This is a genomic window from Azoarcus sp. CIB (assembly GCF_001190925.1).
Taxonomy (GTDB): domain Bacteria; phylum Pseudomonadota; class Gammaproteobacteria; order Burkholderiales; family Rhodocyclaceae; genus Aromatoleum.
Genome location: NZ_CP011072.1, coordinates 4,863,342 through 4,888,302, shown reverse-complemented (window position 1 = coordinate 4,888,302; position 24,961 = coordinate 4,863,342). Strand labels below are relative to the sequence as shown.

22 protein-coding genes are annotated in these 24,961 nt (G+C 66.0%); 7 read left to right on the top strand and 15 right to left on the bottom strand.

Annotated features, from left to right (window positions below; genetic code table 11):
- Window position 1 precedes the first annotated feature (1 nt).
- From rph to AzCIB_RS21925, 3 genes are read right to left on the bottom strand one after another with little or no spacing between them, the layout of a single operon-like run.
- The gene (gene rph / locus AzCIB_RS21935; RefSeq protein WP_050417847.1) at window positions 2–721 is read right to left on the bottom strand and encodes a ribonuclease PH; all 720 of its coding nucleotides are present in this window, start codon (window positions 719–721) and stop codon (window positions 2–4) included.
- A gap of 9 nt (window positions 722–730) precedes the next feature.
- A complete protein-coding gene (locus AzCIB_RS21930; RefSeq protein ID WP_050417846.1) occupies window positions 731–1,648 on the bottom strand; it encodes a PP2C family protein-serine/threonine phosphatase in 918 nt (305 codons plus the stop codon).
- Between the two features lie 14 nt (window positions 1,649–1,662).
- Window positions 1,663–2,613 (bottom strand): serine/threonine protein kinase, encoded by a 951-nt coding sequence (locus AzCIB_RS21925; protein WP_050417845.1) that lies wholly within the window; start codon window positions 2,611–2,613, stop codon window positions 1,663–1,665.
- 93 nt (window positions 2,614–2,706) lie between these two features.
- Between AzCIB_RS21925 and AzCIB_RS21920 the strand changes: the two genes are divergently transcribed.
- Entirely contained in the window at window positions 2,707–3,573 is an 867-nt protein-coding gene (locus AzCIB_RS21920; protein ID WP_050417844.1) for a YicC/YloC family endoribonuclease, read from the top strand.
- Window positions 3,574–3,726: 153 nt separating this feature from the next.
- Here AzCIB_RS21920 and AzCIB_RS21915 read toward each other — a convergent pair whose 3' ends face one another.
- The 9 genes from AzCIB_RS21915 to AzCIB_RS21875 all read right to left on the bottom strand — a co-directional run bounded on the left by AzCIB_RS21915 (window position 3,727) and on the right by AzCIB_RS21875 (window position 15,527).
- Entirely contained in the window at window positions 3,727–6,951 is a 3,225-nt protein-coding gene (locus tag AzCIB_RS21915; RefSeq protein ID WP_050417843.1) for a type I restriction endonuclease subunit R, read from the bottom strand.
- A gap of 42 nt (window positions 6,952–6,993) precedes the next feature.
- Entirely contained in the window at window positions 6,994–8,874 is a 1,881-nt protein-coding gene (locus AzCIB_RS21910; RefSeq protein ID WP_232299288.1) for a DUF8451 domain-containing protein, read from the bottom strand.
- Window positions 8,871–9,959, bottom strand: coding sequence for a restriction endonuclease subunit S (locus AzCIB_RS21905; RefSeq protein WP_083447095.1), 1,089 nt, complete (start codon window positions 9,957–9,959; stop codon window positions 8,871–8,873). Before AzCIB_RS21905 ends, AzCIB_RS21910 begins: the two co-directional genes overlap by 4 nt.
- Window positions 9,881–10,465 (bottom strand): plasmid pRiA4b ORF-3 family protein, encoded by a 585-nt coding sequence (locus tag AzCIB_RS21900; RefSeq protein WP_050415270.1) that lies wholly within the window; start codon window positions 10,463–10,465, stop codon window positions 9,881–9,883. The genes AzCIB_RS21905 and AzCIB_RS21900 overlap by 79 nt, the downstream gene beginning before the upstream one ends.
- Window positions 10,466–10,467: 2 nt before the next feature.
- Window positions 10,468–11,997, bottom strand: a complete 1,530-nt coding sequence (gene tnpC, locus AzCIB_RS21895; RefSeq protein WP_050415269.1) for an IS66 family transposase — start codon at window positions 11,995–11,997, stop codon at window positions 10,468–10,470.
- Between the two features lie 63 nt (window positions 11,998–12,060).
- The gene (tnpB, locus tag AzCIB_RS21890; RefSeq protein WP_050415268.1) at window positions 12,061–12,408 is read right to left on the bottom strand and encodes an IS66 family insertion sequence element accessory protein TnpB; all 348 of its coding nucleotides are present in this window, start codon (window positions 12,406–12,408) and stop codon (window positions 12,061–12,063) included.
- On the bottom strand, window positions 12,405–12,824 hold the full coding sequence (gene tnpA, locus AzCIB_RS21885) for an IS66-like element accessory protein TnpA (RefSeq protein WP_083446906.1): 420 nt from the start codon (window positions 12,822–12,824) through the stop codon (window positions 12,405–12,407). The genes tnpB and tnpA overlap by 4 nt, the downstream gene beginning before the upstream one ends.
- 397 nt (window positions 12,825–13,221) lie before the next feature.
- Window positions 13,222–14,883, bottom strand: a complete 1,662-nt coding sequence (locus tag AzCIB_RS21880) for a type I restriction-modification system subunit M (RefSeq protein ID WP_050417840.1) — start codon at window positions 14,881–14,883, stop codon at window positions 13,222–13,224.
- A 155-nt stretch (window positions 14,884–15,038) separates the two neighbouring features.
- The gene (locus AzCIB_RS21875; protein ID WP_050417839.1) at window positions 15,039–15,527 is read right to left on the bottom strand and encodes a C-GCAxxG-C-C family protein; all 489 of its coding nucleotides are present in this window, start codon (window positions 15,525–15,527) and stop codon (window positions 15,039–15,041) included.
- A 208-nt stretch (window positions 15,528–15,735) separates the two neighbouring features.
- Between AzCIB_RS21875 and AzCIB_RS21870 the strand changes: the two genes are divergently transcribed.
- Complete coding sequence (locus tag AzCIB_RS21870) at window positions 15,736–16,875, top strand: S8 family peptidase (RefSeq protein WP_050417838.1); 1,140 nt, start codon at window positions 15,736–15,738, stop codon at window positions 16,873–16,875.
- Between the two features lie 52 nt (window positions 16,876–16,927).
- Here AzCIB_RS21870 and AzCIB_RS21865 read toward each other — a convergent pair whose 3' ends face one another.
- From AzCIB_RS21865 to AzCIB_RS21855, 3 genes are all read right to left on the bottom strand, one after another.
- Window positions 16,928–17,344 carry a DUF488 domain-containing protein gene (locus AzCIB_RS21865; protein ID WP_050417837.1) on the bottom strand — a complete coding sequence of 139 codons (417 nt, stop codon included), beginning with the start codon at window positions 17,342–17,344 and terminating at the stop codon, window positions 16,928–16,930.
- A gap of 135 nt (window positions 17,345–17,479) precedes the next feature.
- Window positions 17,480–18,271, bottom strand: coding sequence for an EcsC family protein (locus AzCIB_RS21860; RefSeq protein WP_050417836.1), 792 nt, complete (start codon window positions 18,269–18,271; stop codon window positions 17,480–17,482).
- Window positions 18,272–18,412: 141 nt separating this feature from the next.
- Window positions 18,413–19,057, bottom strand: a complete 645-nt coding sequence (locus AzCIB_RS21855) for a PEP-CTERM sorting domain-containing protein (protein WP_050417835.1) — start codon at window positions 19,055–19,057, stop codon at window positions 18,413–18,415.
- A 315-nt stretch (window positions 19,058–19,372) separates the two neighbouring features.
- Between AzCIB_RS21855 and AzCIB_RS21850 the strand changes: the two genes are divergently transcribed.
- The 5 genes from AzCIB_RS21850 to AzCIB_RS21830 all read left to right on the top strand — a co-directional run bounded on the left by AzCIB_RS21850 (window position 19,373) and on the right by AzCIB_RS21830 (window position 24,902).
- Window positions 19,373–20,602, top strand: coding sequence for an Eco57I restriction-modification methylase domain-containing protein (locus tag AzCIB_RS21850; RefSeq protein ID WP_050417834.1), 1,230 nt, complete (start codon window positions 19,373–19,375; stop codon window positions 20,600–20,602).
- A gap of 90 nt (window positions 20,603–20,692) precedes the next feature.
- A complete protein-coding gene (gene gshA / locus AzCIB_RS21845; protein ID WP_050417833.1) occupies window positions 20,693–21,985 on the top strand; it encodes a glutamate--cysteine ligase in 1,293 nt (430 codons plus the stop codon).
- A gap of 9 nt (window positions 21,986–21,994) precedes the next feature.
- Window positions 21,995–22,951, top strand: coding sequence for a glutathione synthase (gene gshB, locus AzCIB_RS21840; protein WP_050417832.1), 957 nt, complete (start codon window positions 21,995–21,997; stop codon window positions 22,949–22,951).
- Window positions 22,948–24,003, top strand: coding sequence for an FAD:protein FMN transferase (locus AzCIB_RS21835; RefSeq protein ID WP_083447093.1), 1,056 nt, complete (start codon window positions 22,948–22,950; stop codon window positions 24,001–24,003). Before gshB ends, AzCIB_RS21835 begins: the two co-directional genes overlap by 4 nt.
- Window positions 24,003–24,902, top strand: coding sequence for a DMT family transporter (locus AzCIB_RS21830; protein ID WP_050417831.1), 900 nt, complete (start codon window positions 24,003–24,005; stop codon window positions 24,900–24,902). Before AzCIB_RS21835 ends, AzCIB_RS21830 begins: the two co-directional genes overlap by 1 nt.
- Window positions 24,903–24,961: the final 59 nt, after the last annotated feature.

Below are 24,961 nucleotides of genomic sequence, written 5' to 3'. Positions count from 1 at the left end.
GTCACTGCTCCGCAATGGCCGCGCGCTGTGCTGCGAACAGCTCGCGAATGCCTCCTTCTGCGAGTGCCAGCAGCGCGTCGAGTTCCTTGCGCGTGAACGGCGTGCCCTCGGCCGTGCCCTGCACCTCGACGAAGCCGCCGGCGCCGGTCATCACCACGTTCATGTCGGTGTCGCAGTCGGAATCCTCCGCGTAGTCGAGGTCCAGCACCGGCACGCCCTTGTGGATGCCCACCGACACCGCGGCGACGAAGTCGCGCATCGGGCTGGCGGCGAGCTTGCCGGCCGCGATCAGTTTCGCGATCGCGTCATGCACTGCGACGCAGGCGCCCGTGATCGCCGCGGTGCGCGTGCCGCCGTCGGCCTGCAGCACGTCGCAGTCGACGATGATCTGGCGCTCGCCCAGCGCGGCGAGGTCCACCACTGCGCGCAGGCTGCGCCCGATCAGGCGCTGGATCTCCTGTGTGCGCCCGCTCTGCTTGCCCTTGGCAGCCTCGCGCGCGCTGCGCGTGTGGGTCGAGCGCGGCAGCATGCCGTACTCGGCGGTCACCCAGCCGCGGCCCTTGCCGCGCAGGAAGGGCGGCACGGATTCCTCGATGCTGGCCGTGCACAACACGCGCGTCGCGCCGAATTCGACCAGCACCGACCCCTCGGCGTGGCAGGTGAAGTTGCGGGTGATCCGGACGATACGCAGTTCGTCGGCGTGGCGGTGGCTCGGGCGCATGCGGTTTTCCTATTTGCTGAATTTCTGGATGGCGGCGTTGATTTCGGAAATCGCCTTTTCGATGTCGTCGTCGCTGATGTCGAAGCGCGATGCGGGTGCGCGCGAGGTGTCGAAGCTTTCGAGCTGCGTCGTGAAGTTGTCGAGCGCCATCGTCTGCGTCGATACCGCATCGCCGTGCGGCTGGGTGGCGTCGTCGTGCCAGCGCATCGCGATCATCGACAGGTTGTCGCAGCTCGCCCCGGCGATTGCCTCGGCACGGTCGAGCAGGGCAGGGACCGCCCTCATGATGTCGGGGGCCGACATCCCCTCGCTCAGGGCCGCGTCGCCGAGCGGCCCCCATACGCCGTCGGAGCACAGCGCGAGCACGTCGCCGTCGCGCAGCGGCAGGCGCTTGGAGAATTCGACCTGCGGCGCGTGGTTGCCGCCGAGGCAGCTATACACGCGGTTGCGCCCCGGGTGGCGCGCGGCCTCCTCGGCGTTGAGGAGGCCCTGGTCTATCATCAATTGCACGCGCGAATGGTCGCGCGTGTGCATTGCGATCCTGCCTTGGCGCAGCACGTACAGGCGCGAATCGCCTGCGTGCGCCCAGTAGGCGAAGCCGTCCTGCACGATGCACGCGACCACGGTCGTGCGCGGCGCCTCGTCGAGGTTCTTGTCGAAGGCGTAGTCGAGGATCGCGTTATGCGCGTTCGTCAGCGCGCGCGACAGGAACATCGACGGGTCGCGCTGCACCGACCGCGCGTCGCGCTGGAAGGCCTCGGTGATGAACTGTACGCAGATGTGCGAGGCGACCTCGCCGTGCAGGTGCCCGCCCATGCCGTCGGCCACCACCATCAACAGCGCGTCGCGCGAATAGCTGTAGGCGAGCCGGTCCTGGTTGTTCTTGCGCTGGCCAACCCGGCTTTCCTGGTAGATCGTGAATTTCACGGTCGCGTCCTTCCTTATGTACGTCCGATAAACGACTTCAGCCGTGCGCCGAGGTCGCCGAACAGCCCCGCGTGCACCGTGTCGCCGTCGTCGTCGCGGCGGATCAGCGCCTTCTGCAGCGAATACACGCTCTGCGGGCGTGCCAGCGGGTCGAGCTTCAGGCACCAGTCGATGGTGTCCAGCAGTTGCGGGGAATACTGTGCGCCGTGCGTCCTGCGCAGCGGCACGAAGGTGTCGTTCTTGATGCGTTCGTCCGAGCGCAGCGGCGGGTTGCCCGTGATGCATGCGTGCAGGCTCGCGCCGACGCTGTAGATGTCGCTCCACGGCCCCAGCGCGTCGCGGTGCTCGAACTGTTCGGGCGATGCGAAGCCGGGTGTGTACATCGGCTTCAGGATGGGCTGATCGCTCATCAGCGTCTGCCGCGCCGCGCCGAAATCCAGCAGCACCGGCGTGCCGTCGTTGCGCAGGTAGATGTTCGACGGCTTGATGTCGAGATGCAGCAGCTTGTGCGCATGCACCTCGCGCAGGCCGTTCAGCAGGCGCGTGAACACCACGCGGATGAAGCTTTCGCTCACCTCGCCGCGATGTTTCTGGATATAGTCGTGCAGCGTGCGCCCGCGCTCGAACTTCATCACCATGTAAACTGTGCTGTTGGCGCGAAAGAAATTCAGCACCTGAACGACGTTGGGGTGCATCAGTTTCGCGAGCGAGCGGCCCTCTTCGAAGAAGCACTTCATTCCGTAGCGGAACGCGGGCAAGTGCTCCTCGGAAACCTGCGGTTCGAATTCGCCGTCCTTGCGCAAGGCGAGCGAATTGGGCAGGTACTCCTTGATCGCCACCGGCGTGCCTTCCTGGTCGTTGGCGAGGTAGACGATGGAGAAGCCGCCCAGCGAAAGCTGCCGCTCGATCCGGTACTGGTCTAGCTGGAAACCGGCGGGAAGAGGGCAGTTTGTTTGCGCAGACATTTGGAGGAAGGCTGGAACCCGGCTTTCCGCGGCATTTTTTTGTTTGGAACCCGCAGTGTACAGGATCGCAGCGGCTTCCCGGAGACACTACCGATGATCCACAGCATGACCGGCTTCGCCGTGCAGACCCGCGACCTCGGTCGCGTCAGCATCCACCTCGAGCTGCGCAGCGTGAATTCGCGCTACCTCGACCTGTTTTTCCGCATCGGCGACGAACTGCGCCAGGCCGAGCCTGGGATCCGCGAGCTGATCTCCGCGCGCCTGACCCGCGGCAAGGTCGAATGCCGGCTGAACCTGCAGACCAACGGTGCCGGCCCGCGCAGCCTCGCCCTCAACGCCGCGCTGCTCGACCAGCTGAGCGATGCCGAAGCCCGCGTGCGCGACCGCATGCCCTCCGCCTCACACCTGTCGGTGGCCGAGATCCTGCGCTGGCCCGGCATGCTGGCCGACGACAGCGTCGGCTTCGACGAACTGCAGCCGGCCGTGCTCGAACTCGCGAAGGCCGCGCTCGACGAGCTGGTCGCGACGCGGCGCCGCGAAGGCGACAAGCTCGCGGCGATGATCCGCGAACGCCTCGACCGCATGCGCGAACTGGTCGCCCAGGCCCAGCCGCGCGTCCCCGAGCTGGTCGCCGAGTACCAGGAGAAGCTCACGACGCGCCTGCGCGAAGCGGTCGCCTCGCTCGACGAGGACCGCATCCGTCAGGAAGTCGCCCTCTTCGCCCAGCGCATCGACGTCGCCGAGGAGCTGTCGCGCCTGACCGCGCACATCGACGAGGTGCAGCGCATCCTCAAGGCCGGCGGCGCCGCCGGCAAGCGCCTCGATTTCCTGATGCAGGAACTCAATCGCGAGGCCAACACGCTCGCCTCGAAGTCCTCCGCAACCGACGTCACCGGCATCGCGATGGAGATGAAGGTGCTGATCGAGCAGATGCGCGAGCAGGTGCAGAACATCGAATAGTGTCCGGCATTTCCGGCCCCGACCGGCTGCCAGCCTCCACTATCGCTTCAGCGACCTCAGACCGAATTCCCGGCGCCGCATGGGGGCGTCGGGAATGCAGGAAGACGGCAGCATCGGCGAAACGGACATGGCAGCCATCGCTAAGGTAAAAGCTCAGGCATACACGCCCGCATTCCGCTCCGGGTAGCTCTCATACACGTGCTCGAAGACCGCCGAGCACTTCTGGTGGTATAGCTCCGGCGTGTAGGCGCGCGGCAGGCCGGTATCGAGGATGTCTTCGATGGTCAGCTTGAGCTGCGAACGGGCGGAGGACTTTTGCCGCCAGTTCAACACCAGCAAAGCCTGGAGCCGCGCAAGCAGTTCCCGGGCGGCCTTTTTCACCGCAGCGCGCTCGGCAGGCGACAGTTCGGGCGCAGGCCGGGTCAGGATGTCGAAGATCACCAGCTCTTCCTCGCTCATGTTCTCGCGGACATGGCGCTGCTGTTCGTCGTTCAGGCTGTTGCTCAGTGCCAGCAGCTCGTTGTACAGCGCCTCGATGGTGGCGCTGCCGGCGTTGTAGGTTTCGATCAGCGCCTCGAACTTCTCGGCGAAGTCGGCGCGGGTGCGGTTCAAGCGAATCATCCTTTCCAGCTGGGCGCGGATCGCGGCCTTGAGCACCTCGAGGTCGGTGTTCTTGTGCTTCGATTCCTTGAAACGTTGCGCCAGGGCCTCGAAGTTGATCTTCGACAGGTCGAGTGCCGGCGGCCCCTGATCGCGAATTTCGTGGCCGGTGATGGATTCGTCGAGCAGGCCGTTGATCCGGCCCATCACCTGCGAAATGTCCGGCGGGTTCGGGTTCAGCCTGGCGCGGATGGTCTCGGCCAAGGTCGTCAGGCAGGCGACGCGGCTGGCGAATTCCAGCGCCGACGGGTCGGGCGTGACGGCGCGGTAGAGCGTGCTCACCAGGCGCTCGTGGGCAAACAGATCGCGCCGCAGCCGGTCGGGAGAGATCAGCGCGTTCATGCCGTCCTCGATGCGCGACAGGCGCTCCATGCTGCCAACCGCCGTCGCCTCGATCTCGCCCAGCATCACGCAGTGCGCGGCACAGAAGGCCGTGGCAGCGACCACCGCCTTGCGCAACTCGTCGACCAACTGCTGTTTGTCCTTGACCGGCGTCTGCCCGTCCTTGCCCGCGCCGTAGATCGCCAGTGCCTTTTCCAGCGAGGCGAAGACGTTGGCGTAATCGACGATGACGCCGCTGTGCTTGCCGGGGAAGACGCGGTTGGCGCGGGCGATGGTCTGCATCAGCGTGTGGTTGCGCATCGGTTTGTCGAGATACACCGTCGAGCAGCTCGGCGCGTCGAAGCCGGTCAGCCACATGGCGCAGACGAAGACCAGGCGCAGCGGGTCGTCGGTGTCCTTGAACTTTTCGTCCAGCCCCGGCTGCCCGGTGGAAGACGACAGATTCATGCGCTTGCGGTGCGGTTCGATGTCGAGACCCAGGGTCTGCATCTGCTGGATTTCGTTCTGCCCCGGCGAGACGATCACCGCCATGTCGGTGCTGGTCAGCACCTCCAGCCGCTGTTTCAGCTCGGCCATGCGCAGGTCGCGCCGTGCCTGCTCGGGCATCATCTCGCCGCCACGTGGCTGGTAGGCGAGCTCGCCCAGTTCCTTCTCCACTCGTGCGGTTTCCGCGGTCCAGTGCGCCTTCACCTTGTCGTGCATGCGCAGCGCGGTGGCCTTGTCGATCGATACCACCATCGCCTTGCCGACCGAATCGGCCAACAATCCGCGGCCGAGAAAGTGCCGCACGATGTCCTGCGCCACCGTTTCCAGCCGGTCATCGCGCGTGATCAGGTGGTATTGCCGCCCCAGTACCCTCTCCAGCTTGGCCTCTTGCTCTGCGTCGAGGTCGGCATCCTCGATCAGTTGGTAAATGTCTTCATTCAGATCGGGATTGACGAGCTGCAATTCGGGCGTGCGGTTCTCGTAGAACAGCGGCACGGTGGCACCGTCTTCGATGGACTGCTGGAAGTCGTAGATCGAGACGTAGTCGCCGAAGACTTCCTTGGTGCGTTCCTCGCCCGCGATCAGCGGCGTGCCGGTAAAGGCCAGGAACATCGCCTTGGGCAGCGCGGCGCGCATGTTGAGCGCCAGCGTGTCGTACTGGCTGCGATGCGCTTCGTCGGTCAGCACGATGACGTCGGAGCGGTCGCACAGCAGCTCCGGTGTCTGAAACTTGTGCACCAGCGTGAAGATATAGCGGTGGTTGCCCCGCAAGAGTTCCCGCAGGTGCGCGCCGCTGGCGGCGTGGCATGCGTCGCCTTCGGCCTCGCTCACCGCGCCGGTCGTCTTGAAGGTCTTGGCGATCTGCTCGTCCAGTTCCACGCGATCGGTAACGACCACAAAGGTCCAGTTGCCGGCCAGCTTGCGCAGCACCTTCTGGGCGAAGAACACCATCGAGAAGCTCTTGCCGCTGCCCTGCGTTTGCCAGAACACGCCGCCGCGCCCGTGGCCCAGCTTGCGGGCTTCGAGCATTGAGGCGATGGCGTTATTGACGCCGAGGAACTGGTGGTTCTGGCCGATGATCTTGACCAGCCCCGCCTTGTGCTCCGAGAACAGCGTGAAGTTCTCGACCAGGTCGAGCAGGCGCGCGGGCGCGCAGGTGCCGCGCAGCATCACTTCCAGCGACACGCGGCGCGCTTCGTCCTCGCGCTCGATGCGCTTCCACTCCACCCAGCGCCCCCAGTCGGCGGTCAGCGAGCCGACGCGGCTGTCGGTGCCGTTGCTGGCGATGAGCAGCGCGTTGCTCCAGAACAGCGAAGGAATCTGCTGCTTGTAATGGGTCAGGTTCTCGTCGAAGGCGGCCCGCGCCGGCACGCCGGGCTTCTTGAGTTCGATCACCACCCAGGGCAGGCCATTGACGAAACCGACCAAGTCGGGCCGGCAGGTATACAGCGCGCCGGTCACGCTGAACTGGCTGACCAGCAGGAAATCGTTGTTCTCCGGATGTTCCCAATCCACCATGCGCAGGCGTTCGGTCTTTTGTCCGCCGTTCTCGCGGTCGGGAACGGATACCGTGATGCCTTCCTTGAGCAGGTGATAGACCTCGCGGTTGGCCGCCTCCAGGCTCATCGCAGAGCGGTCGCGGGTCAGTTCGTCGATGGCGGTGTTGATCGCCTCCGGCAGCAGGGCCGGGTTGAACTTGCCAAGGGCAGCGCGCAGGCGCTCGACCAGCACCACTTCCCCGCGTGTTTCGCGGCCAAGGGTGGCCGTTGAGGTACCGCCGGTGCCGAAGGTTTCCTCCAGCGCCGACACGGTTTGCCAGCCAAGGGCGGCGAATAGCCCGATGGCGGGCTGCTCGACGAGCTGGTCTTCGGTGTAGGCGTGGGGGCTCATGGCGTCGTTCCGTCGGTCATTGCGGCGATTTAGGTCCTACCCTTACTCACGGGGCCCCTCCGCTGTCTCGGCCGGCACGGTGTAACGCTGATCCGGGTGCTTCTCCATTTCCGGGATCGTGTAGGCCAACAGCCCTTCATCGACCATAGGGGTCAAGTAATCCCGCACCAGGGGTTTGTGTTCCCGCCCGTGCAGGATGATCGCCAGTTCCCGGGCGCTCAAGGCGCGCCAGCGGCATAGATCGACGATCACGGCACGCAAGATGTCCCGCCGGGGTTTGCTGCCGGCCGGCGGGATTCGATCGGCCAGTTCCGGGGGGATAGTTACCAGGGGCTGGTGACTATCCCGGGTAGGCTGGTGACTATTCTCGGTGGGCTGGTAACTATTTGACTCATCAGGGACGATTTCGCGTACCGGCGCCACTTGTGCAACGAGGAATCGCGGGCCCGGCACATAGTAGGTACGGCTGCCGGCACCTTTCATCTCCAGCAGCTCCAGGTCGCGCAAGCGACGGAGGTGACCGGAGGCGTTCAGGGTGTCGGTACGGTTGATGGCCCGGTACGCCGCATTGTCGATGGCGCCCAGTTCCCGGACGAACACCAGCGCGCGGGATTCCTCGTCGCTGATGGGTTCGCGGGTCAGTTGCCGCAGCCAGGCCAGATCGTCTGGCCCCAGGAAGTGATGGAACAGGAAGGTGGCGACAAACTGATCGGGGCGGCGTGAAGACTCGAAGGTGGGCGGCAATAGCCCGTGCGCGAGCATCAGCTCGCGCATGGCGCGGATGCCGCTGCCCTTGGTCTCGGCGATATTGACTTCGTGCAGCACGGCGGCGATGCGCGGATTGCGGGTTTCCGAGCCGGGCTCGCCCAATTGTTCTTCCGCCTTGATGGAATGTCCCGGGTTGCGGATTTCGAGACGATTGGCATAACGAATGATCTGGATCGCGCCGTGAATGCGGTAGCTGCGATGCATGACGGCGTTGACGATGGCCTCGCGGATGACCCTGAGCGGCAAGGTGGGTTCATCCTCTCGCGCCAGTGCGCCTTCGGGCAGGGAGAAAGACTGGATCAGCTCATCGCGGACCGTATTGGTTGCGCGGCGGATGGCGGTGAACAGCGGGGCGCGGATTTCCAGCGTGTCGAACCGGTGATCGGGGTTTTCGACCCATTGCCGGCCGGGGACCCGGATGTAATCGATGCGCATCATGGGAAAACAGCGGCGCAAGGCCATGGTGGAGCCAAAAAGCACGATGCCGGCAACCGTGGGTTTGAGTTGCCCGTTGTCGCGCTTGGCGCATCCCAGGGAGCGCAGCAGGTCTTCGTTCGACCAGACCAGTTCTTCGGCATCCGGATTGATCGCCCTGCGCTGCTGTCGGTAATCGTCGATGGCGGCCGGGTCGATGTCGTCCATGTCGGCATCGGGGAGCAACGCGGCATCCAGGGTGTCGAGCTGGTGACCGGCGTAGAGGGCGACCAGATCGTCTTCCGTTCCCTCCTGGTCTGTCGGGCCGACGCGCCGGTAAGCGCCCCGTGGGAGTCCCAGGTTCTGGATATAGACGGGCTTGTCGGTCGGCGCCGCCTCGGGCACATACACCACGACGACCGTCTTGCCGCCCACTTCCTCAACCGAAACGCGAGGGCGAAGCGGGCGATTGAAGACGCTGGCGCACTGGCTGGCCAGGTCGGACTGAAGCTTGTCGGGGTTGCCGATGCCGTCGATCTTGTAGCCGTTGGTGAACAGGTCTTGCGGGTCGCGGCTTACCCCCAGCAGAAGATAACCACCGCCCAGACCGGGTTCGTTGGCAAACGCGCAGATCGTTTCCATGACCGAGCGGTCGATCTGGCGGGCCTGCTTGGCCTCGATGCGATGCGACTCGTCCAGCGCCGAGAGTTCCTGCAGCAAGTCTTCTGCGGCGCGCATCATGGCCTTGGCTCGTCCGCGACAAGGGGGATCTGGCCGGAGAGCAGGCGCGGCAGCAGCAGATCGCGGGTGCGGCGGAGGTTTTGGATTTGGTCCACAAGTCGCCAACAAAGATCGGTTATCGGTTCAGCACGTTTCGCCCATTCGGTCTGCATTTGTGCGCTCGGCAGAACGAACTGAAACCGCTTGAAGTCCTTCAGGATGATTCGAGGAATTGCAGCGCCAGTAACGTAATTCTTGAGTCTGTTCTTGTTTTCTGGGTAGCTAAGAATCGCAGCAAGGAGATGTGGATTGACGCGGGAGTTCGAACGGAGAATAGCGATCGATGAAAGCAATACCACATCCTGTTCGGCTCGATTCACAAAGATGTATTTCAGGTAATTTGCGCCATCTTTGGTTATGAGAATGTCGTTTCGTTTCGGTTTGCAATCGTTGCGGACAAGATTGTCAAAATCCTTGCGACTGATGGATCGACATGTTTCCATCGTCAACCCCCAGTCGTGCATGTCCTTTGATGAAGCCATCGGCAGTCCGTCATCTACCGATTGCGGACTTGAGTGTGACCCGTCAGTGACACGCTCGCACACGTCCTCAATCGAAACCGCCTCCCACCCCTGCGGAATCTCGCCGAGGGGGGAAAGGACGCGGGGGTGGTTTTCGTGGCCGGGGAAGCGGAAGTGGACGAACCACTCGCGGTAGAGGGCGCGGGCCATCGTCTCCAGAATCTTGATGCGCCGCTGGCTGTTCTCGATTAGTTCGTCGTAGACCGACAGGATGCCCGCGATGCGTTGCTGGACGGGAAGCGGGGGAAGCGGCAGCTCGATACGCTCCAAGATTCCTTGGTTCAGCGACGCCATCGTAGCGCCATGCGAACACTGGTTCATCATCCAGCGTTGATGCTCCGAAGTCAGGAAATAGTATGAAGCGAAGAGTGGTTCTACCCTGTGGGACGCGAACCGGAGACGTAGACAGTCAGAGCGTAAGCGTCCGCCCGAGACCGTCTTGACGCTCAGACCTTGATTTTGTGGAGGCGCAGATCGACCGCCGCGATGTCGAAGGCGGCCGGATCGAACGGTGCGCCGTACCATTCGAGCATGTCGTGGTGTTCAGGATGGTCCGGATCGGCCATTGCCGCGACGAAGTCGGCGTAGCCGGGTGCGCCGCCGACATCCTCAGGCGGGGTGGCGTTGGCGCCGCCAAGGCAGAGCGCCGTATCGAAGAGCGAGTCGGGTGGTAGGCGGCGTTCGACCTTGATGCGATGCTCCCAGTCGTCACCGAAGTCGTAGACGTAGCGGAAGGATTTGGCGCCGCCGAGCGCGGTCGCGAGCCGCACGCGTTGTTCGTTGCGAACGGGCTCGAAGTCGTAATCGGGATCGGGGACGCCATAGCGCTCGCCGGTGATCTCGAACTCGTGCAGATGGCAGTCGTGCCAGCCCATCACGGCCTGGATGACCTGATGCAGCTTCGGCAGCGTGATGGTTTCCGGGACCGCCACCCGACGCCAGATGGCCGGCTTGATCCTGGCTAGCTCGATCCGCAGTTGCAGCAGATGCGGCGCGGGTCGCGCCTTGGGAAGTCGTACAACAGTGCCCATGGTCAGGCGGCCTTGCGCAGGGGGTCGGATTGGTCGCGGCCCAGATTCCAGGGCAGCAAGTCTTCGATCCGGTTGATCGGATGCTCGGCGATGCGTGCCAGCACGTCGCGTAGATACGCTTCCGGGTCGAGATCGTTGAGTTTGGCGGTGCCGATCAGGCTGTAGAGGGTCGCCGCGCGATTGCCTCCGGCATCCGAACCGCCGAAGAGGAAATTCTTTCTTCCCAAGGCCACCGCGCGCAGGGCGCGTTCGGCGGCATTGTTGTCGATTTCGATGCGACCGTCGTCTGCGTAGCGGACGAGCGCCTGCCAGTGGTTCAGGCCGTACTGGATCGCCTCGCTGATGCCGGACTTGCGCGACACGCGCCGGCTCTGCGCTTCCAACCAAGCCCGCAAATCCTCCAGTAATGGACGCGCCTGGGCCTGCCGCACCACGCGGCGGATCGGCGGGAGTTCGCCGCGGACGCTCGCTTCGATCGCGTAGAGTTGACCGATCCGCGCGAGCGCCTCGGCAGCGATCGGCGAAGCCTGTGCCCGGTGCACATCGAAGAACTTGCGTCTCAGATGGGCCCAGCAAGCGGCTTCCTGCACCTGCCCAGTCGCATAAATCGCATTGAAACCCGCATAGGCGTCGGCCTGCAGGATGCCGCAGAAGGCGCGAAGATGGCGCTGCGGGTGCTCGCCCTTGCGATTGGGCGAGTACGCGAACCACACCGCCGGAGGGTCATTGCTACCCGCCGGGCGATCGTCGCGTACGTAAGTCCATAACCGGGCAGTCTTGGTCCGTCCTTCGCCGGGCGCGAGCACCGGCAGCGGGGTGTCGTCGGCATGGACCTTGTCGGCGGCGAGCACGTAGCGGCGCAGCGCCTCGACCAAGGGCGCGAGCAGTTGTGCCGATTGCCCGACCCAGTCGGCGAGCGTCGAGCGGTCGAGCTCGATGCCCGAGCGAGCATAGATGGCGCTCTGCCGATACAACGGCAGGTGGTCACAGAACTTGCCCACCAGCACATGCGCGAGCAAGGCCGGCCCGGGCAGTCCGCGTTCGATCGGCCGCGCGGGTGCAGTCGCCTGCACGATGCACTCGCAACGCGAGCAGGCGAGCTTCGGGCGCACGTGCCGGATGACCTTGAAGTGGGCCGGCACGTACTCGAGCATCTCCGAGACGTCCTCGCCGAGCTTCACGAAGGTGCTGCCGCAGTCGGGGCAGTCGCCTTCGGCGGGCGCATGCTCGACCGTCTCACGCGGCAGGTGATCGGGCAAGGGTTTGCGGGCGGGGCGTTTCGGTGACGACGCTGTGCCGGCGGTCGTGTCCGGCGAGACGTCTGCAGCGGCTTCGCGCCGGGCAGTCTCGATGCCCTCAAGGGCGAGTTCGAGCTGGGCGAGCGTGCCGTCTAATTGTTCCGAGCGGCGACCGAACTGCATCCGGCGCAGCTTGGCAATGATGAAGTTCAGGCGCGCGATCTCGGCCTGCTGGGCCGTCACCAGGGCCTTGAGCACAGCCTGGTCATCGGGAAGGGGCGTCGTCGCGTGCATGACGTGAGTCTACGCGATGCCGTGGCGTGTGAACAGCCTCCGGGGGGCGGCATGCTCCGATCTTCAGGCCGCGCAGTCGGGCTGCCAGGTCCGCTCGGGCCGACGCCAGTCGATGCCTTCGAGCAGCATCGACAGCTGCGCTGCGGTCAGATGCACCGCCCCCGCGGTCGCCTGCGGCCAGATGAAGCGCCCCCGTTCGAGGCGCTTCGCGAACAGGCACAGCCCGTCGCCGCTCCACCACAGCAGTTTCACGAGATCGCCCCGCCGCCCGCGGAAGATGAAGACGTGCCCGGAGAACGGGTTCTCAGTGAGCGCCCCTTGCACGATCGCCGCCAGACCGTCCATGCCGCGACGCATGTCGGTCACGCCGGCCACAAGCCAGATGCGCGTGCCTGCCGGCAAGCCAATCATGCCCGCTCGGCCAGACAGTCGAGGACCGTACGCAGTGCGTCGCGACTGACCTCGCCGAGCACCCGCACGGTCGCGCCGCCGATAACGATCTCGAGCGCGGCTGCCGGCTTGACGCTCTTCGACGCCAACTGCAGGCCGACTGTCGGCGACACGGTCATCACCGGCAGCAGTTTCGGCGCTTCACCCACACGCGGCCGAGGGGCCGCGTGATGCGCCGGGCCCGGCTCGCCGAACCACCCGGCACGGTAGTGACGACGCCATTTGAACAGCAGGTTCGCGTTGATGCCGTGTTCGAGGGCGAGCTTAGCCACCGAGACCCCCGGCTCGCAGGCGAGCGCGGCAAGGTGGCGTTTGAAGTCGATCGGGTAGTTCGGCCGCCCCTTGCGGGTCACCCGGGTGATGCTATTCGTGGCCAAAGTGGTCCCCACCAGAAATTTGGTGGGCACCACTCTGGGCGATCCCTGTCACCAACGAAAGACGGTGATGGGCGGACGCTTACGTCAGAGCCTTGAAACCACCCGTTTTGTTCTTGGCGGATGAACACATGCCTTTCCACTGCGCCCTTCCGACCGAAAACAATGTCCCCGTTTTTGAGAACGTGGGACGAAAGACGGTCGCGTGTTGACGGGGAAATGAACTCCAGTTTGTCGGCCTTGATGCTACCGAAGCCGATATTGCGGACATTGATGACAGGAGTACCGTTCTCCGTGTAATCGCTGGCTTTGAGTTGTGTGCCGAAAGGGCCAGTCTTCAACTCAGCTTCGCCTGATGCAACAAGCTCACCGACGGGAATACGCGAAAACTCGGCCACTTTCACGCCTCTAGAATTCCCGCCACATTCACGGCGATGGTTTGCTCCAATTCACGCGCTTGGGCGTTCAGCGATTCCAGTTCCTCGTTCAGGGTTTCGAGCTGTTCCTTGAAGTCCTCGTCGCTCACGTCCTCGCCCGGCGCGACGCCGACGTAGCGGCCGGGGTTGAGCGACCAGCCCTGCGCTTCGATCTCGGCCAGCGTCGCGGCCTTGCACAGGCCGGGCACGTCGCGATAGGCGGGCAACCCATCCCCACCCTGGCCCTCCCCTTGAAGGGGAGGGAAAACTTCGCGTAGCTTGGCCGTTGTCTCAGGGCCACCGACGGTCGTGTCCAGTGCCTCGCCGCGATAGAGGCGGACGAGGTTGGCGATGAAGCCGATCTGCGTCGGGGTCCAGTCGCGGTGGGCGCGATCGACCTGCCGGTAGATGTGGCGGGCGTCGATGAAAAGCACGGTGTCGGCGCGTGGGGTCTTGGCCTTGCCCTTGTCGAAGAACCACAACGTGCAGGGCAGCGTGACGGTGTAGAACATGTTGGGGCCGACGGCGACCATGACATCCACCGCCCGCGCCTCGATCAGCTTCTGCCGCAGTTCCTGCTCGCTGGAGCGGGCATCGGAGGCCGAGTTGGCCATGACGAAGCCGGCGCGGCCAGTGGCGTTGAGCGCCGAGTAGAAGAGCTGAATCCACAGGTAGTTGGCGTTGTCGGTGCGCGGCAGGCCGAAGGGGAAGCGGCGACCGGTGCCGACCATGTCCTTGAGCCGTTCCTTGTCTACCGCATTGACGTTGAAGGGCGGATTGGCGAGGACAAAGTCGAAAGCCCCGGTGGCGCTGTGCGGGTCGTCGTAGTAGCTGTTGATGTTGCCGCCGTGTTTGATGTCGCCTTCCAGTCCATGCACGGCGAGGTTGAGGCGGCACAGGCGGCCGGTTTCGTCGGTCTTCTCGACGCCGCAGATGGCGAGTTCGGCGGCCGGGTTCTTCTGGTGCTCGGCGACGAAGCGCGCCGACTGCACGAACATGCCGCCGGAGCCGCAGGCGGGGTCGAGGATGCGACCGTGAAAGGGTTCGATGATTTCGGCCAACAGCTTGACGATGCTGGAGGGCGTGTAGAACTCGCCGCCGCCCTGGCCCTCGGTCATGGCGAAGGCGCCGAGGAAGTATTCGTAGATGCGGCCGAAGGCGTCGTAGTCGAGCGTGGCCGGAATCTCGGACACCTTCTTCAGCAGTTCCTTGAGCAGGGTGCTGGTGAACAGGTTGTAGGTCTTGGGCAGCACGCCAGCGAGCTGCGGGTTGTGCTTCTCGATCTCGCGCATCGCGGCGTTGACCTTGGCGCCGATGTCGGACACCTCGGGCAGGGTCAGCAGGTAGTCGAAACGCGCTTCGGGTGCAAGGTAGAGGATGCCTTCGGCGTGGTAGGCGGCAGTTTCATCGACCCGGCTGCTTCGTCTGGAAAATTCTCGGGAACTGGCGCCGGCCGCTTCGAGCTTGGTGCGCTGAATGGCGAAGCGCACCTCGGCAAAGCGCAGGAAGATCAGGCCGAGAATGGGCCCGGAGTATTCCTGCGCCTTGAGGCCGGAATTGGCGCGGAACTGGTCGGCGGCATCCCACAGGCGCTTTTCGAGCGAGGCGGTGGCGGCGTCTTTTCCGGAGGGGGCGATCCAATGCATGTTCTGTCTGCTTCTATGAGTTCAAGCCCGGCGTTACGGTCAATGCGGGCATCTTCACGGGTCTGGATGCCCGGATGCTTCCAATAACCGGGCAGTCGAGGGGTGAAGGTATTGTCCGACAAACTCTAGCTGCAGCCAAAGATGCTATGCGATCTCTATGCCGAGACGCGATCGGATGTGGACGGCTCCGCCGCCGGCAGGTGGCGGGCGATCGCGGTGGTCGCCAGTTCGGCCGCGGTTGCGGTGAATTCGCGGCAGCGCCGTTGCAGCTGCTGCTCGCGGAAGAACGCCTGGCCTTCGGGGCTGCCCAGGTCGCAGCCCAGCAGCCGTTTGCAGTCGCGTGCGCCGAAGATGCGCTCGAACTCGCCGACCAGATCCTGCACCGCGCCGTAGGCGGCGGCGACCGGTTGGCCGGCGTGCTCGCGGCCCAGCACGTGGCCGATGCCGATGATGGCGCCGCTCAGCGCGCCGCAGGGGCCGCAGGTGCGCGCCACGCCGCTGCAGAATCCCGTGGCGGCGCGCGTCAGCAGGTCCGCGTCCGCGGCCGTGCCCACGAGCGCCCGCACCACGCTTTCGGCGCAATACAACCCCCCGTCGAAGGCCGCTTCCGCCTTGCTCTGTGCCGAGTGGATATGCCGGTCCATTGTCGCTCCAGGATATGCTGATAGGGTGTATCGCAATGCATACAAATTATGACATTAAAATGTTTGCGCTGACGTGCGGAACGCCGCATGATCGCAAGGATTTCGCTCGCGCAGGGCGGTGATTGCGACCACGATTTCAGTGTTGTGGAAGCATCCGTGCGTGCCATGCGGAGCGGCGTCCCCGCCCAGTCATAGATCGGAGCAGAAAATGAGGAACGGAATACTTGCGGCGACCGTGATCGGCAGTCTTGCCGGTTTGCCCGCCGGTGTCGCGGCCCAGACGCAGCCGGGGAATCTCGGCGTATCGGTGGAAGTGCGCGAAGAAGTGCGGAACAGCTTCATCTTCGTGCTGCGCGACGATGTTCCCGCGAGCGAGGTGGGGCGTCACGCCAACGCACTCGCGGTGGGGGCGGGCGGCAGGGTTACCCACATCTACGCTGCGTCGATCAAGGGCTTTGCGGCGAAGATGCCCGACGAGGCCGCCGCGCGCATGCTTGCGGCCAATCCGCTGATCGAGTCCTACGAACCCGACGCCATCGCCTACGCCTTCGGCAAGCCGGGCGCGGCCGCGGCCTATCCCTGTACCGCGCCGCAGAAGCCGTGGGGTATTACGCGGGTAGGCGGAGGGGAGCCTGCACCGGTCGGGCCCAAAGCGTGGGTCATCGATACCGGCATCGACTTCGAACATCCCGATCTCATCGTGGATCGCACCAATAGCAAGAGCTTCCTGCTGCGCAAGACCTCGGCGGACGACGGCAACGGCCACGGTACCCATGTCGCTGGCACGATCGGTGCACTCGACAACGGTTGCGACGTCGTCGGCGTTGCCGCCGGGGCGACGCTGGTCGCGGTGCGCGTGCTCGACAACAACGGATCAGGGAGCTACTCCGGCGTGATCAAGGGGATCGACTACGTGGCGGCAAACGGGAAATCGGGTGACGTCGCCAACATGAGCCTGGGCGGGGGATACAGCGCGACGCTCAACAACGCAGTCGTAAGGGCTGCAGCGAAAGGCATCCGGTTCGCGCTCGCGGCAGGCAACGAGAGCGCCGACGCGGCGGGGTATTCGCCGGCCAGCGCCAGCGGCGACAACATCTACACGGTGTCGGCGATCGACTCGACCGACACGTTCGCGTGGTTCTCGAATTACGGCAATCCGCCCGTCGACTGCGCCGCGCCGGGCGTCAGTATCGTGTCGACGCGCAATGGCGGGGGCGTGACGACGATGTCGGGAACGTCGATGGCGGCCCCGCACGTTGCCGGCCTGCTGTTGCTGGGCACGCCGATCTTCAGCGGCAGCGCCAATGGCGATCGGGACAGTAATCCGGACCCGATCTGCCACCGCTGATTCCGGCCTCAGCCCCGCCGTTCAGTGAGCGGCGGGGCATCACCCCCGAGGTTCATATCTCGCTGCGCGTTTCAGGCGCGGTCGCAGCGATCGCAGCGCCGTGCTCGGCAAGCAGCGTGCGCAACACCGAGCGGTGGCAGTGCGCCTCGTCGGCGCAGTAGCAGCCGACCGAGAAGTTCGTCTGGTGCGACAGCGCGGCCAGCACGTCGAGCGAGCGGCTGTTGTCGGACGTCGACATCTCGGCGCGGTAGCGCTTCACGAAGGCCTGCCACTCGGCGGCGGACTGCGCCTGTTGCGCGAGCTTCATCGTCTCCAGGCTGGGCGCAAGGTTCGGATACCACACGTCGTACCAGTTCTGCGACGCGAACTCGGCCTTCGGCACGCCGCGCGGCGGGCGCCGCACGGTGCCGATGCGCAGGCCCTCGTCGGCTGCACGCGGCGTACCCAGGCGGACAATGCGCAGGACCACGGTGTTCTCTCCTCGTTGCCGGCAGCCCCGGGGCCGGCCGGCGGTGAATGCGGGCATCTTACGCGCGCCGCGTGCGTCACGGGATGTGGAGGCCCGCCTCGGGTTCGGTACTCGTCCGGACGGCGATCCAGGGCCTCACCGGCGGCTCGCAATCTCGTCATAGACGCGCCGCACCTCTTCCGCACCGTGACGGCGTTCCAGCCGCCGCACGACGAAGTGCCCGCGCGCCATGTCCTGGAAGTGGCCGATGAAGACCGTGTTGACCAGCGCGCCGCCGACGGCGCCGAGCACGGGCACGGCCTGCGCCGCGACCTTCTGCGACACGGTGATCGAAAAGCGCGAGGCGACCTGCGCGATCAGGCGCACGATGGCCGGTGCGCCGTGCTGCACGGCGCCCTGCTGCGCGAGGTAGCGTGCGGCCTCCGACACCGCCTTCGCCATCGCGGCGCGGGCGGCGAAGTAGGCGGTTTCGGCGGCGTCGTCGCCGGCGGCGCGGCCGCCCAGCGCAAGCACCTGCAGGCATTGCAGGCGTGTGTCGAGGTCACGCAGGTCTTCGCCTTCGCTACGTGCGATGTCGGCGATCGAGCGCAGCATGATCGTCGTCGATACGGGCAGTTCGATCGCGAGCGCCGCGAGCCCTAAGGCGCCGCCGGCCGCGCCGGTCGTGCCGACGGCGAGCTTGTGCCAGCGGTTTGCGGGGGCGTCGGTGCGCTCGTGGTCCAGGGTGCGCAGTGCGACGTCGAGGGCGGTTGCGATGGCCTTGTGCGTCGCGCTGGTCACGGCGGCGTTCCAGCGTTTGGGCAGCATCTCGAAACCGCGCTCGATCGGTGAGCCGAGGGCATCGCTGATGCGTGCGGCGAGGCCGGGGTGTTCGAGGAGTTCGCGGGCATGCCGCAACTCTGCGACTTCCGCTGGGGAAAGCGACATGGTGAAGATCCGGAAAGTTGGCGATGGCGCGAATGGTGGGGCACCCGGCAGCGTGTATTGTCACGCCACATCCGCCGTTCGACGCGGTAAGACGTCGCCAGGTTCGCGCCAGTGTCGCGACGGGCGCTGCTGCGGCACCTTTCAGCGGCGCCGCCGACTCAGTCCGATGCCGACGAGGGCGATGCCGATGAGTGCGAGAACGCCGGGTTCCGGGACCGCGGCGACGCTGATGTCATCGACGGCCGTGACCTGCGTGGTGAGCAGCCCGGCCGGCATGTCGAACAGGATCAACTGGTAGCTCGCGGTGAAGATTCCCTGCTTCGCTTCGTCCGTCCATGCGGCGTGCTCGTGTTCGGCCGCGAGGAGCGCGGCGAGCTCGAGCAGATCTCCGCCCGACGGTCCGGCGAGGTCGAGATCATCCACGTCGAGATCGGCTGCAGCGAGCGAGAGGTCGAAAACATGCCTGCCGAGGCTGGTCGGCGCGTAGCCTGGCAGTACCGATCCGAAGTCGATCGCGTACAGCGGCAAACCCGTCGCGTCGTCGACCGGGCCGGCATAGGGGCCTGCCGCCGTCCATGCAATGGAGAACGTGGTTCCCGCTTCGAGGCCGGAAACGGTGCCCGACTCGGTCGACGAGCGCGTCGGACCGGCGCGCGTCACCGTCAGCGTCGCAATCCCCGCATAGCCCGCGAGGCTCTCCGCGTCCGTGGCCAGCTGCGCCTGGGCAGGGGGCAAGGTCGCGATGAGGGCGGACGCGAGTGCGTAGCGCGTGAGTTTGGCGAGCATTGGCATGATGTGGCGGCACTTCCCGAAATGGCGGAGCTATCTGCCCCATTTCGGTGCATTATTCGTGCCGCATTCTGCATGTGGCTGTATTTAAAACGTAATGTTATGCAGAGAGGCAGGAATTGATCCCGGTGTGTAAAAAATGCCGACGCAATTGGCCTCCCGCTCGAGGCGCGCCGCCGATTTGCGTGCGGCGCGCGCGCGGTATATCTTCCGCGCCATCCGCTCAGGGCCTCTCTGTCGCTCCATGCCGAAGCGCTTCCCTCCGTTCCGCTGCGCGCACGTCCTCCCCCATCGCCCCGAATGCAGCCTGACATGAACGCAAATGCCCCCGCGCACCCGCGCGACGTCGCCGTGCTCGGCCAGGTGTTCACGCCCGAGGCGGTCGTGCGCACGATGCTCGCGCTGCGTCGCAAGCACGGGCGCGTGCTGGAGCCGTCCTGCGGCGACGGCGCCTTCCTGCGCCACCTGCCGGGCGCGGTCGGCATCGAGTACGACGGCGCGCACTGCCCGCCCGGCGCGACGAACATCGATTTCTTCGCGTATCCGGCAAGCGAGCGTTTCGACACCATCATCGGCAATCCGCCCTACGTGCGCTTCCAGGACATCCCGGCGGCGACGCGCGCGCTGCTGCACGACGAGCATTTCGACGGGCGCTCCAACCTGTATCTGTTCTTCATCGAAAAGTGCCTGCGCCACCTCGCGCCGGGCGGCGAGCTGATCTTCATCACGCCGCGCGACTTCCTCAAGGTGACTTCGGCGGTGAAACTCAACCGCCTGATGATGGCGGGCGGCACGATCACCGACGCGATCGAACTCGGCGACGCGCGCGTGTTCGACGATGCGGTGCCGAACTGTCTGATCTGGCGCTTCGAGAAGGACAACTTCGAGCGCAACGTGCGCTACGCGGAGATCGGCGTCGCGGACCGCCTCGCCGATGCGCTCGCGGCGCCGGCATGGCAGACGCGCCACCTCGTCGAGTGCGCCGGCCACCTGATGTTCGCGCGCGGCGACTACCCGCTGCGGCTGTCGGACGTCGCCTTCGTGAAGGTCGGCGCGGTGTCGGGAGCGGACGATCTCTATGCGGACGTGCTCGCCGGCAACCGCGACTTCGTGTGCTCGGCGACGGTGAAGACCGGCCACACGCGGCGCATGCTGTGGGTGGAGCCCGCCGATCCGCCGCCCGCGGCGCTGTTGCCGCACAAGGCGCGCTTGATCGCGCGGCGCGTGAATTCCTTCGACGAACGCAACTGGTGGCACTGGGGGCGCAGCTATTTCCAGTCGGCGCGACCGCGGGTGTATGTGAATGGACGTACGCGCCAGGCGCAGCCCTTCTTCCTGCACGACTGCCGGCACTACGACGGCTCCGTGCTGGCGGTGTTTCCGCGCCGCGAGGACATCGATCTCGCGGCCTTTCGCGACGCGCTCAACGCCGTCGACTGGGGCGACCTCGGTTTCGTGTGCGATGGGCGTTACCTGTTCACCCAACGCAGCCTCGAAAATGCGCCCCTGCCCGAGCACTTTCGCGCCTTTGCCGCGGTCTGAATCCCAGCGAGGATAGGGTGTTGTAGTATTCGGACAAATCCATTGCCGTTGGCGTGCCTCGCCGGCGGCATCCATTACGGGAAAATTTCCATGGTTCCTCACCTTACGACGGCCCTCACCGGTCCGCTGCTGGAGCTGGAGAAGCACTTCCTCGGCCATGCCACGGAGATCGAGCGCTGGATGCGCGTGCAGTGGCAGGACCATATGCCGCCCTTCTACGCCTCGACCGATCTGCGCAATTCGGGCTTCAAGCTCGCGCCGGTCGACCTCAACCTCTTCCCCGGCGGCTGGAACAACATCAACGACGTGTTCATGCCGCTGTGCGTGCAGGCCGCGCAGGACGCGATCGAGCGCATCTGCCCGGACGCGCGCCAGCTGCTGCTGATCCCCGAGAACCACACGCGCAACCAGTTCTACCTGCAGAACGTCGCCAAGCTCGTGTCCGTGCTGCAGCTCACCGGCCTCGAGGTGCGGGTGGGCTCGCTGCTGCCCGAGATCACCGCGCCGACGACGCTGGAACTCGCCAACGGCGGCACGCTGACGCTGGAGCCGCTGCTGCGCACCGGCAACCGCGTCGGAGTCGCCGGCTTCAATCCTTGCGCGGTCCTGCTCAACAACGACCTGTCGGGCGGCACGCCGGCTATCCTCACAGGCCTGGACGAGCAATGGCTGATCCCGCCGCTGCACGCCGGCTGGCACACGCGGCGCAAAACACGCCATGCCGCGGCCTATGACCGCGTCGCGCGCGAGTTCGGCGAGGTGATCGGCATCGACCCGTGGCGCATCAACCCCGAATTCGGCGCGTGCAGCCAGATCAACTTCCAGGAGCGCACCGGCGAGGAAAGCCTCGCGGCCGAGGTCGACAGCCTGCTCACGCGCATCCGCGCGAAATACAAGGAGCACGGCGTCGACGAGACGCCCTTCGTGGTCGTCAAGGCCGACGCGGGCACCTACGGCATGGGCGTGATGACGGTGCGCGACGCCTCCGAGGTGATCGGGCTGAACCGGCGCCAGCGCAACAAGATGAGCGTCGTGAAGGAAGGCCTGCAGGTGCAGGAAGTGATCATCCAGGAAGGCGTGCATACCTTCGAGACGGTCGATGACGCGGTCGCCGAGCCGGTCGTGTACATGATGGACCGCTTCGTCGTCGGCGGTTTCTACCGCGTGCATACCGAACGCGGCCGCGACGAGAACCTCAACGCGCCGGGCATGCACTTCAAGCCGCTGGCGTTCCAGACCTGCTGCTCGCTGCCCGACTGCCGCCAGGCGCCGGATGCCGCGCCGAACCGCTTCTACGCCTACGGCGTGGTCGCGCGCCTCGCGCTGCTCGCGGCCTCGGTCGAGATCGAGGAGACCGAACCGGCCGAAGCGGACGTCGCGTAAAGTGCGCCCATGACCGACCGTCTCAGGATCGCCTTCATCGTCGACCCGCTCGACCGCCTGAAGGCCTACAAGGATTCGAGCATCGCGATGATGCGCGAGGCCCACGCACGCGGGCACGAGGTGTTCGCGATCCGGCGCGAGGCGCTGACCTGGCGTGATGGCGTCGTGTCGGCGCGTGCGTTGGCGATCCGCCCGACCGCTGACGACCACGCGTGGTACGTTCCCGGCGAGGAGGCGGTGCTGCCGCTCACGGCCTTCGACGCGGTGCTGATGCGCCAGGATCCGCCCTTCGACTTCGAGTACGTGACTGCGACCTGGATGCTCGAGCGCGCGGTCGCGGCCGGTGCGCGCGTGTTCAACGACCCGCGCGCGATCCGCGACCATTCGGAGAAGCTTGCGATCTGCGAATTCCCGCAGTTCGCTCCCACCACGCTGATCGCGCGCGACGGCGCCGACGTGCATGCCTTCATCGACGAACTCGGCGACGTGATCCTGAAGCCGCTCGACGGCATGGGCGGCAGCCAGATCTTCCGCGTGCGCGCCGACGACCCGAACCGCAACGTGATCGTCGAGACGCTCACGCACGAGGGCGTCCGCACGATCATGGCGCAGCGCTTCCTGCCGCAGATCGCCGAAGGCGACAAGCGCGTGCTGATCGTCGGTGGCGAGGTCGTGCCGTATTCGCTCGCGCGCATCCCCAAGGCCGGCGAGACGCGCGGCAACCTCGCCGCGGGCGGGCGCGGCGTCGCGATGCCGCTCACCGAGCGCGAACGCGAGGTCGCGGCGTACCTGGCGCCGGTGCTGTGGGGGCGCGGGCTGCTGATCGTGGGGTTGGACATGATCGGCGGCCAGCTCACCGAGATCAACGTCACGAGCCCCACCTGCTTCGTCGAGATCGCCGAGCAGAGCGGCTTTTCGGTCGCCGCGCTGCTCGTCGACATGCTCGAGGAGGCCTGCGCCCGATGAACGTGCGCGAGGCGCTGCGGCATGCCGCTACCGTCCTGACGGCCCTGCTGTGCGCAGCAGTGCTGACGGCGTGCACCAATGCCGAACTGCACAAGCAGGAGGCCTACGTGTTCGGCACGCGCGTCGACGTGACCGTGTATGGCGAGACGCGCGAGACGGCCGAGGCGGCGATGGCCGAGGTGCTGCGTGAGTTCGACCGCCTGCATCGCGCCTACCATGCGTGGCAGCCGTCCGAGCTGACCGTGCTGAACGACGCGATCGCGCGCGGCGAGGTCGTGACCGTGTCGAGCGAACTCGCGGCCATGCTGACGGACGCGGGCCGGCTGGCGGACTTGGGTGACAACCTGTTCAATCCCGCGATGGGTGCGCTGATCGAGATGTGGGGCTTCCAGGCCGACGAGTTCGTGCCGCGCCGCCCCGACCCCGCCGCGTTGCGGGCGGTGCTGGACGCGGCGCCGCGCATGTCCGACCTCGTCATCAACGGCAATCAGGTCGAAAGCCGCAATCCGGCGGTGAAGCTCGACCTCGGCGGCTATGCCAAGGGCTACGCGCTCGACCGCGCGGCGGCGATCCTGCGCGCGAAGGGCATCGAGAACGCGCTCATCAACATCGGCGGCAACGTCCTGGCGCTGGGCAAGAAGGGCGATAGCCCGTGGCGCATCGGCCTGCAGCACCCGCGCGAGCCGCAACCGCTGGCGACGCTGCCGCTCTACGACGGCGAGGCGATCGGCACCTCGGGCGACTACCAGCGTTACTTCGAACTCGACGGCAAGCGCTACTCGCATCTGCTCGACCCGCGCAGCGGCGGGCCCGCCGAGGCGACGCAGTCCATGAGCGTGCTCGTGACCCCGCGCGAAGGGGCCGGCACGTTGTCCGACGCCGCGAGCAAGCCGCCCTTCATTGCCGGCGACAACTGGCGCCAATACACGCGCCGCTACGGCATCGACCACGCGCTGCGCGTCGCCGCCAATGGGCACATCGAGGTCACGCGCGAGCTGCGCGCGCGCCTGCAGTTCCCGTCCGGCACGGCGCCCGTCACGGTCGTCGACTGATGCCGCCGCTGCGCCCCCATCTCGATCGCCTCGCGATCTCGATGATGGTCGTGCTGTGCACGATCTGGGGCCTGCAACAGGCGGCGATCAAGATCACCAACGTCGGCATCTCGCCGCTGTGGCAGGCCGGCTGGCGCTCGGCCGGTGCGACGGTGCTGATCCTGCTGTGGGCGCGCCTGCGCGGGGTGAGGCTCGTGGAGCCCGACGGCACGCTCGCGCCCGGCGTGATCGCCGGCCTGCTGTTCGCCGCCGAGTTCGCGCTGATCTTCGCCGCGCTGCAGTACACCACCGCCTCGCGCGGCGTGATCTTCCTCTACACCGCGCCCTTCATGGTGGCACTCGGGGCAGTGCGGCTGCTGCCGCACGAGCACATGCGCCGTGCGCAGTGGATTGGCATGGGGCTGGCGTTCGCGGGCGTACTGGTGCTGTTCGGCGAGGGCCTGCTCGAGCCGTCCGGAAAGGCCTGGATCGGCGACCTGATGATGCTGGGTGCGGCGGTGGCGTGGGCCGCGACGACGCTCACGGTGAAGCTGAGTCCGCTCGCGCGCGCGTCGGCGGAGAAGACGCTGCTGTACCAGCTCGGCGTCTCGGCGCTGACGCTGACGCTGCTGTCGCTCGCCCTCGGCGAGGCGGGCGTGTTCGCCGCCGACGCGCGCGTGTGGACGGCCTTCGCCTTTCAGACCGTGATCGTCGCGGCGGCGAGCTACCTCGCGTGGTTCTGGCTGATCTCGCAGTACCCGGCGACGCGCCTGTCTTCGTTTTCCTTCCTCACTCCGGTGATGGGCGTGCTGGCGGGCGTCGTCGTGCTCGGCGAGGCCATGACCCCGGCGATCTGGCTTGCGCTGGTGTTCGTCGGTACCGGCATCTGGATCGCCAACCGCCCCGCGCCGACGGCCTGACAGCGGCCCCGCGGATCGGCTAAAGTGATCGTTCTTCCGCCTCTTCAAGGGGGAGCAAC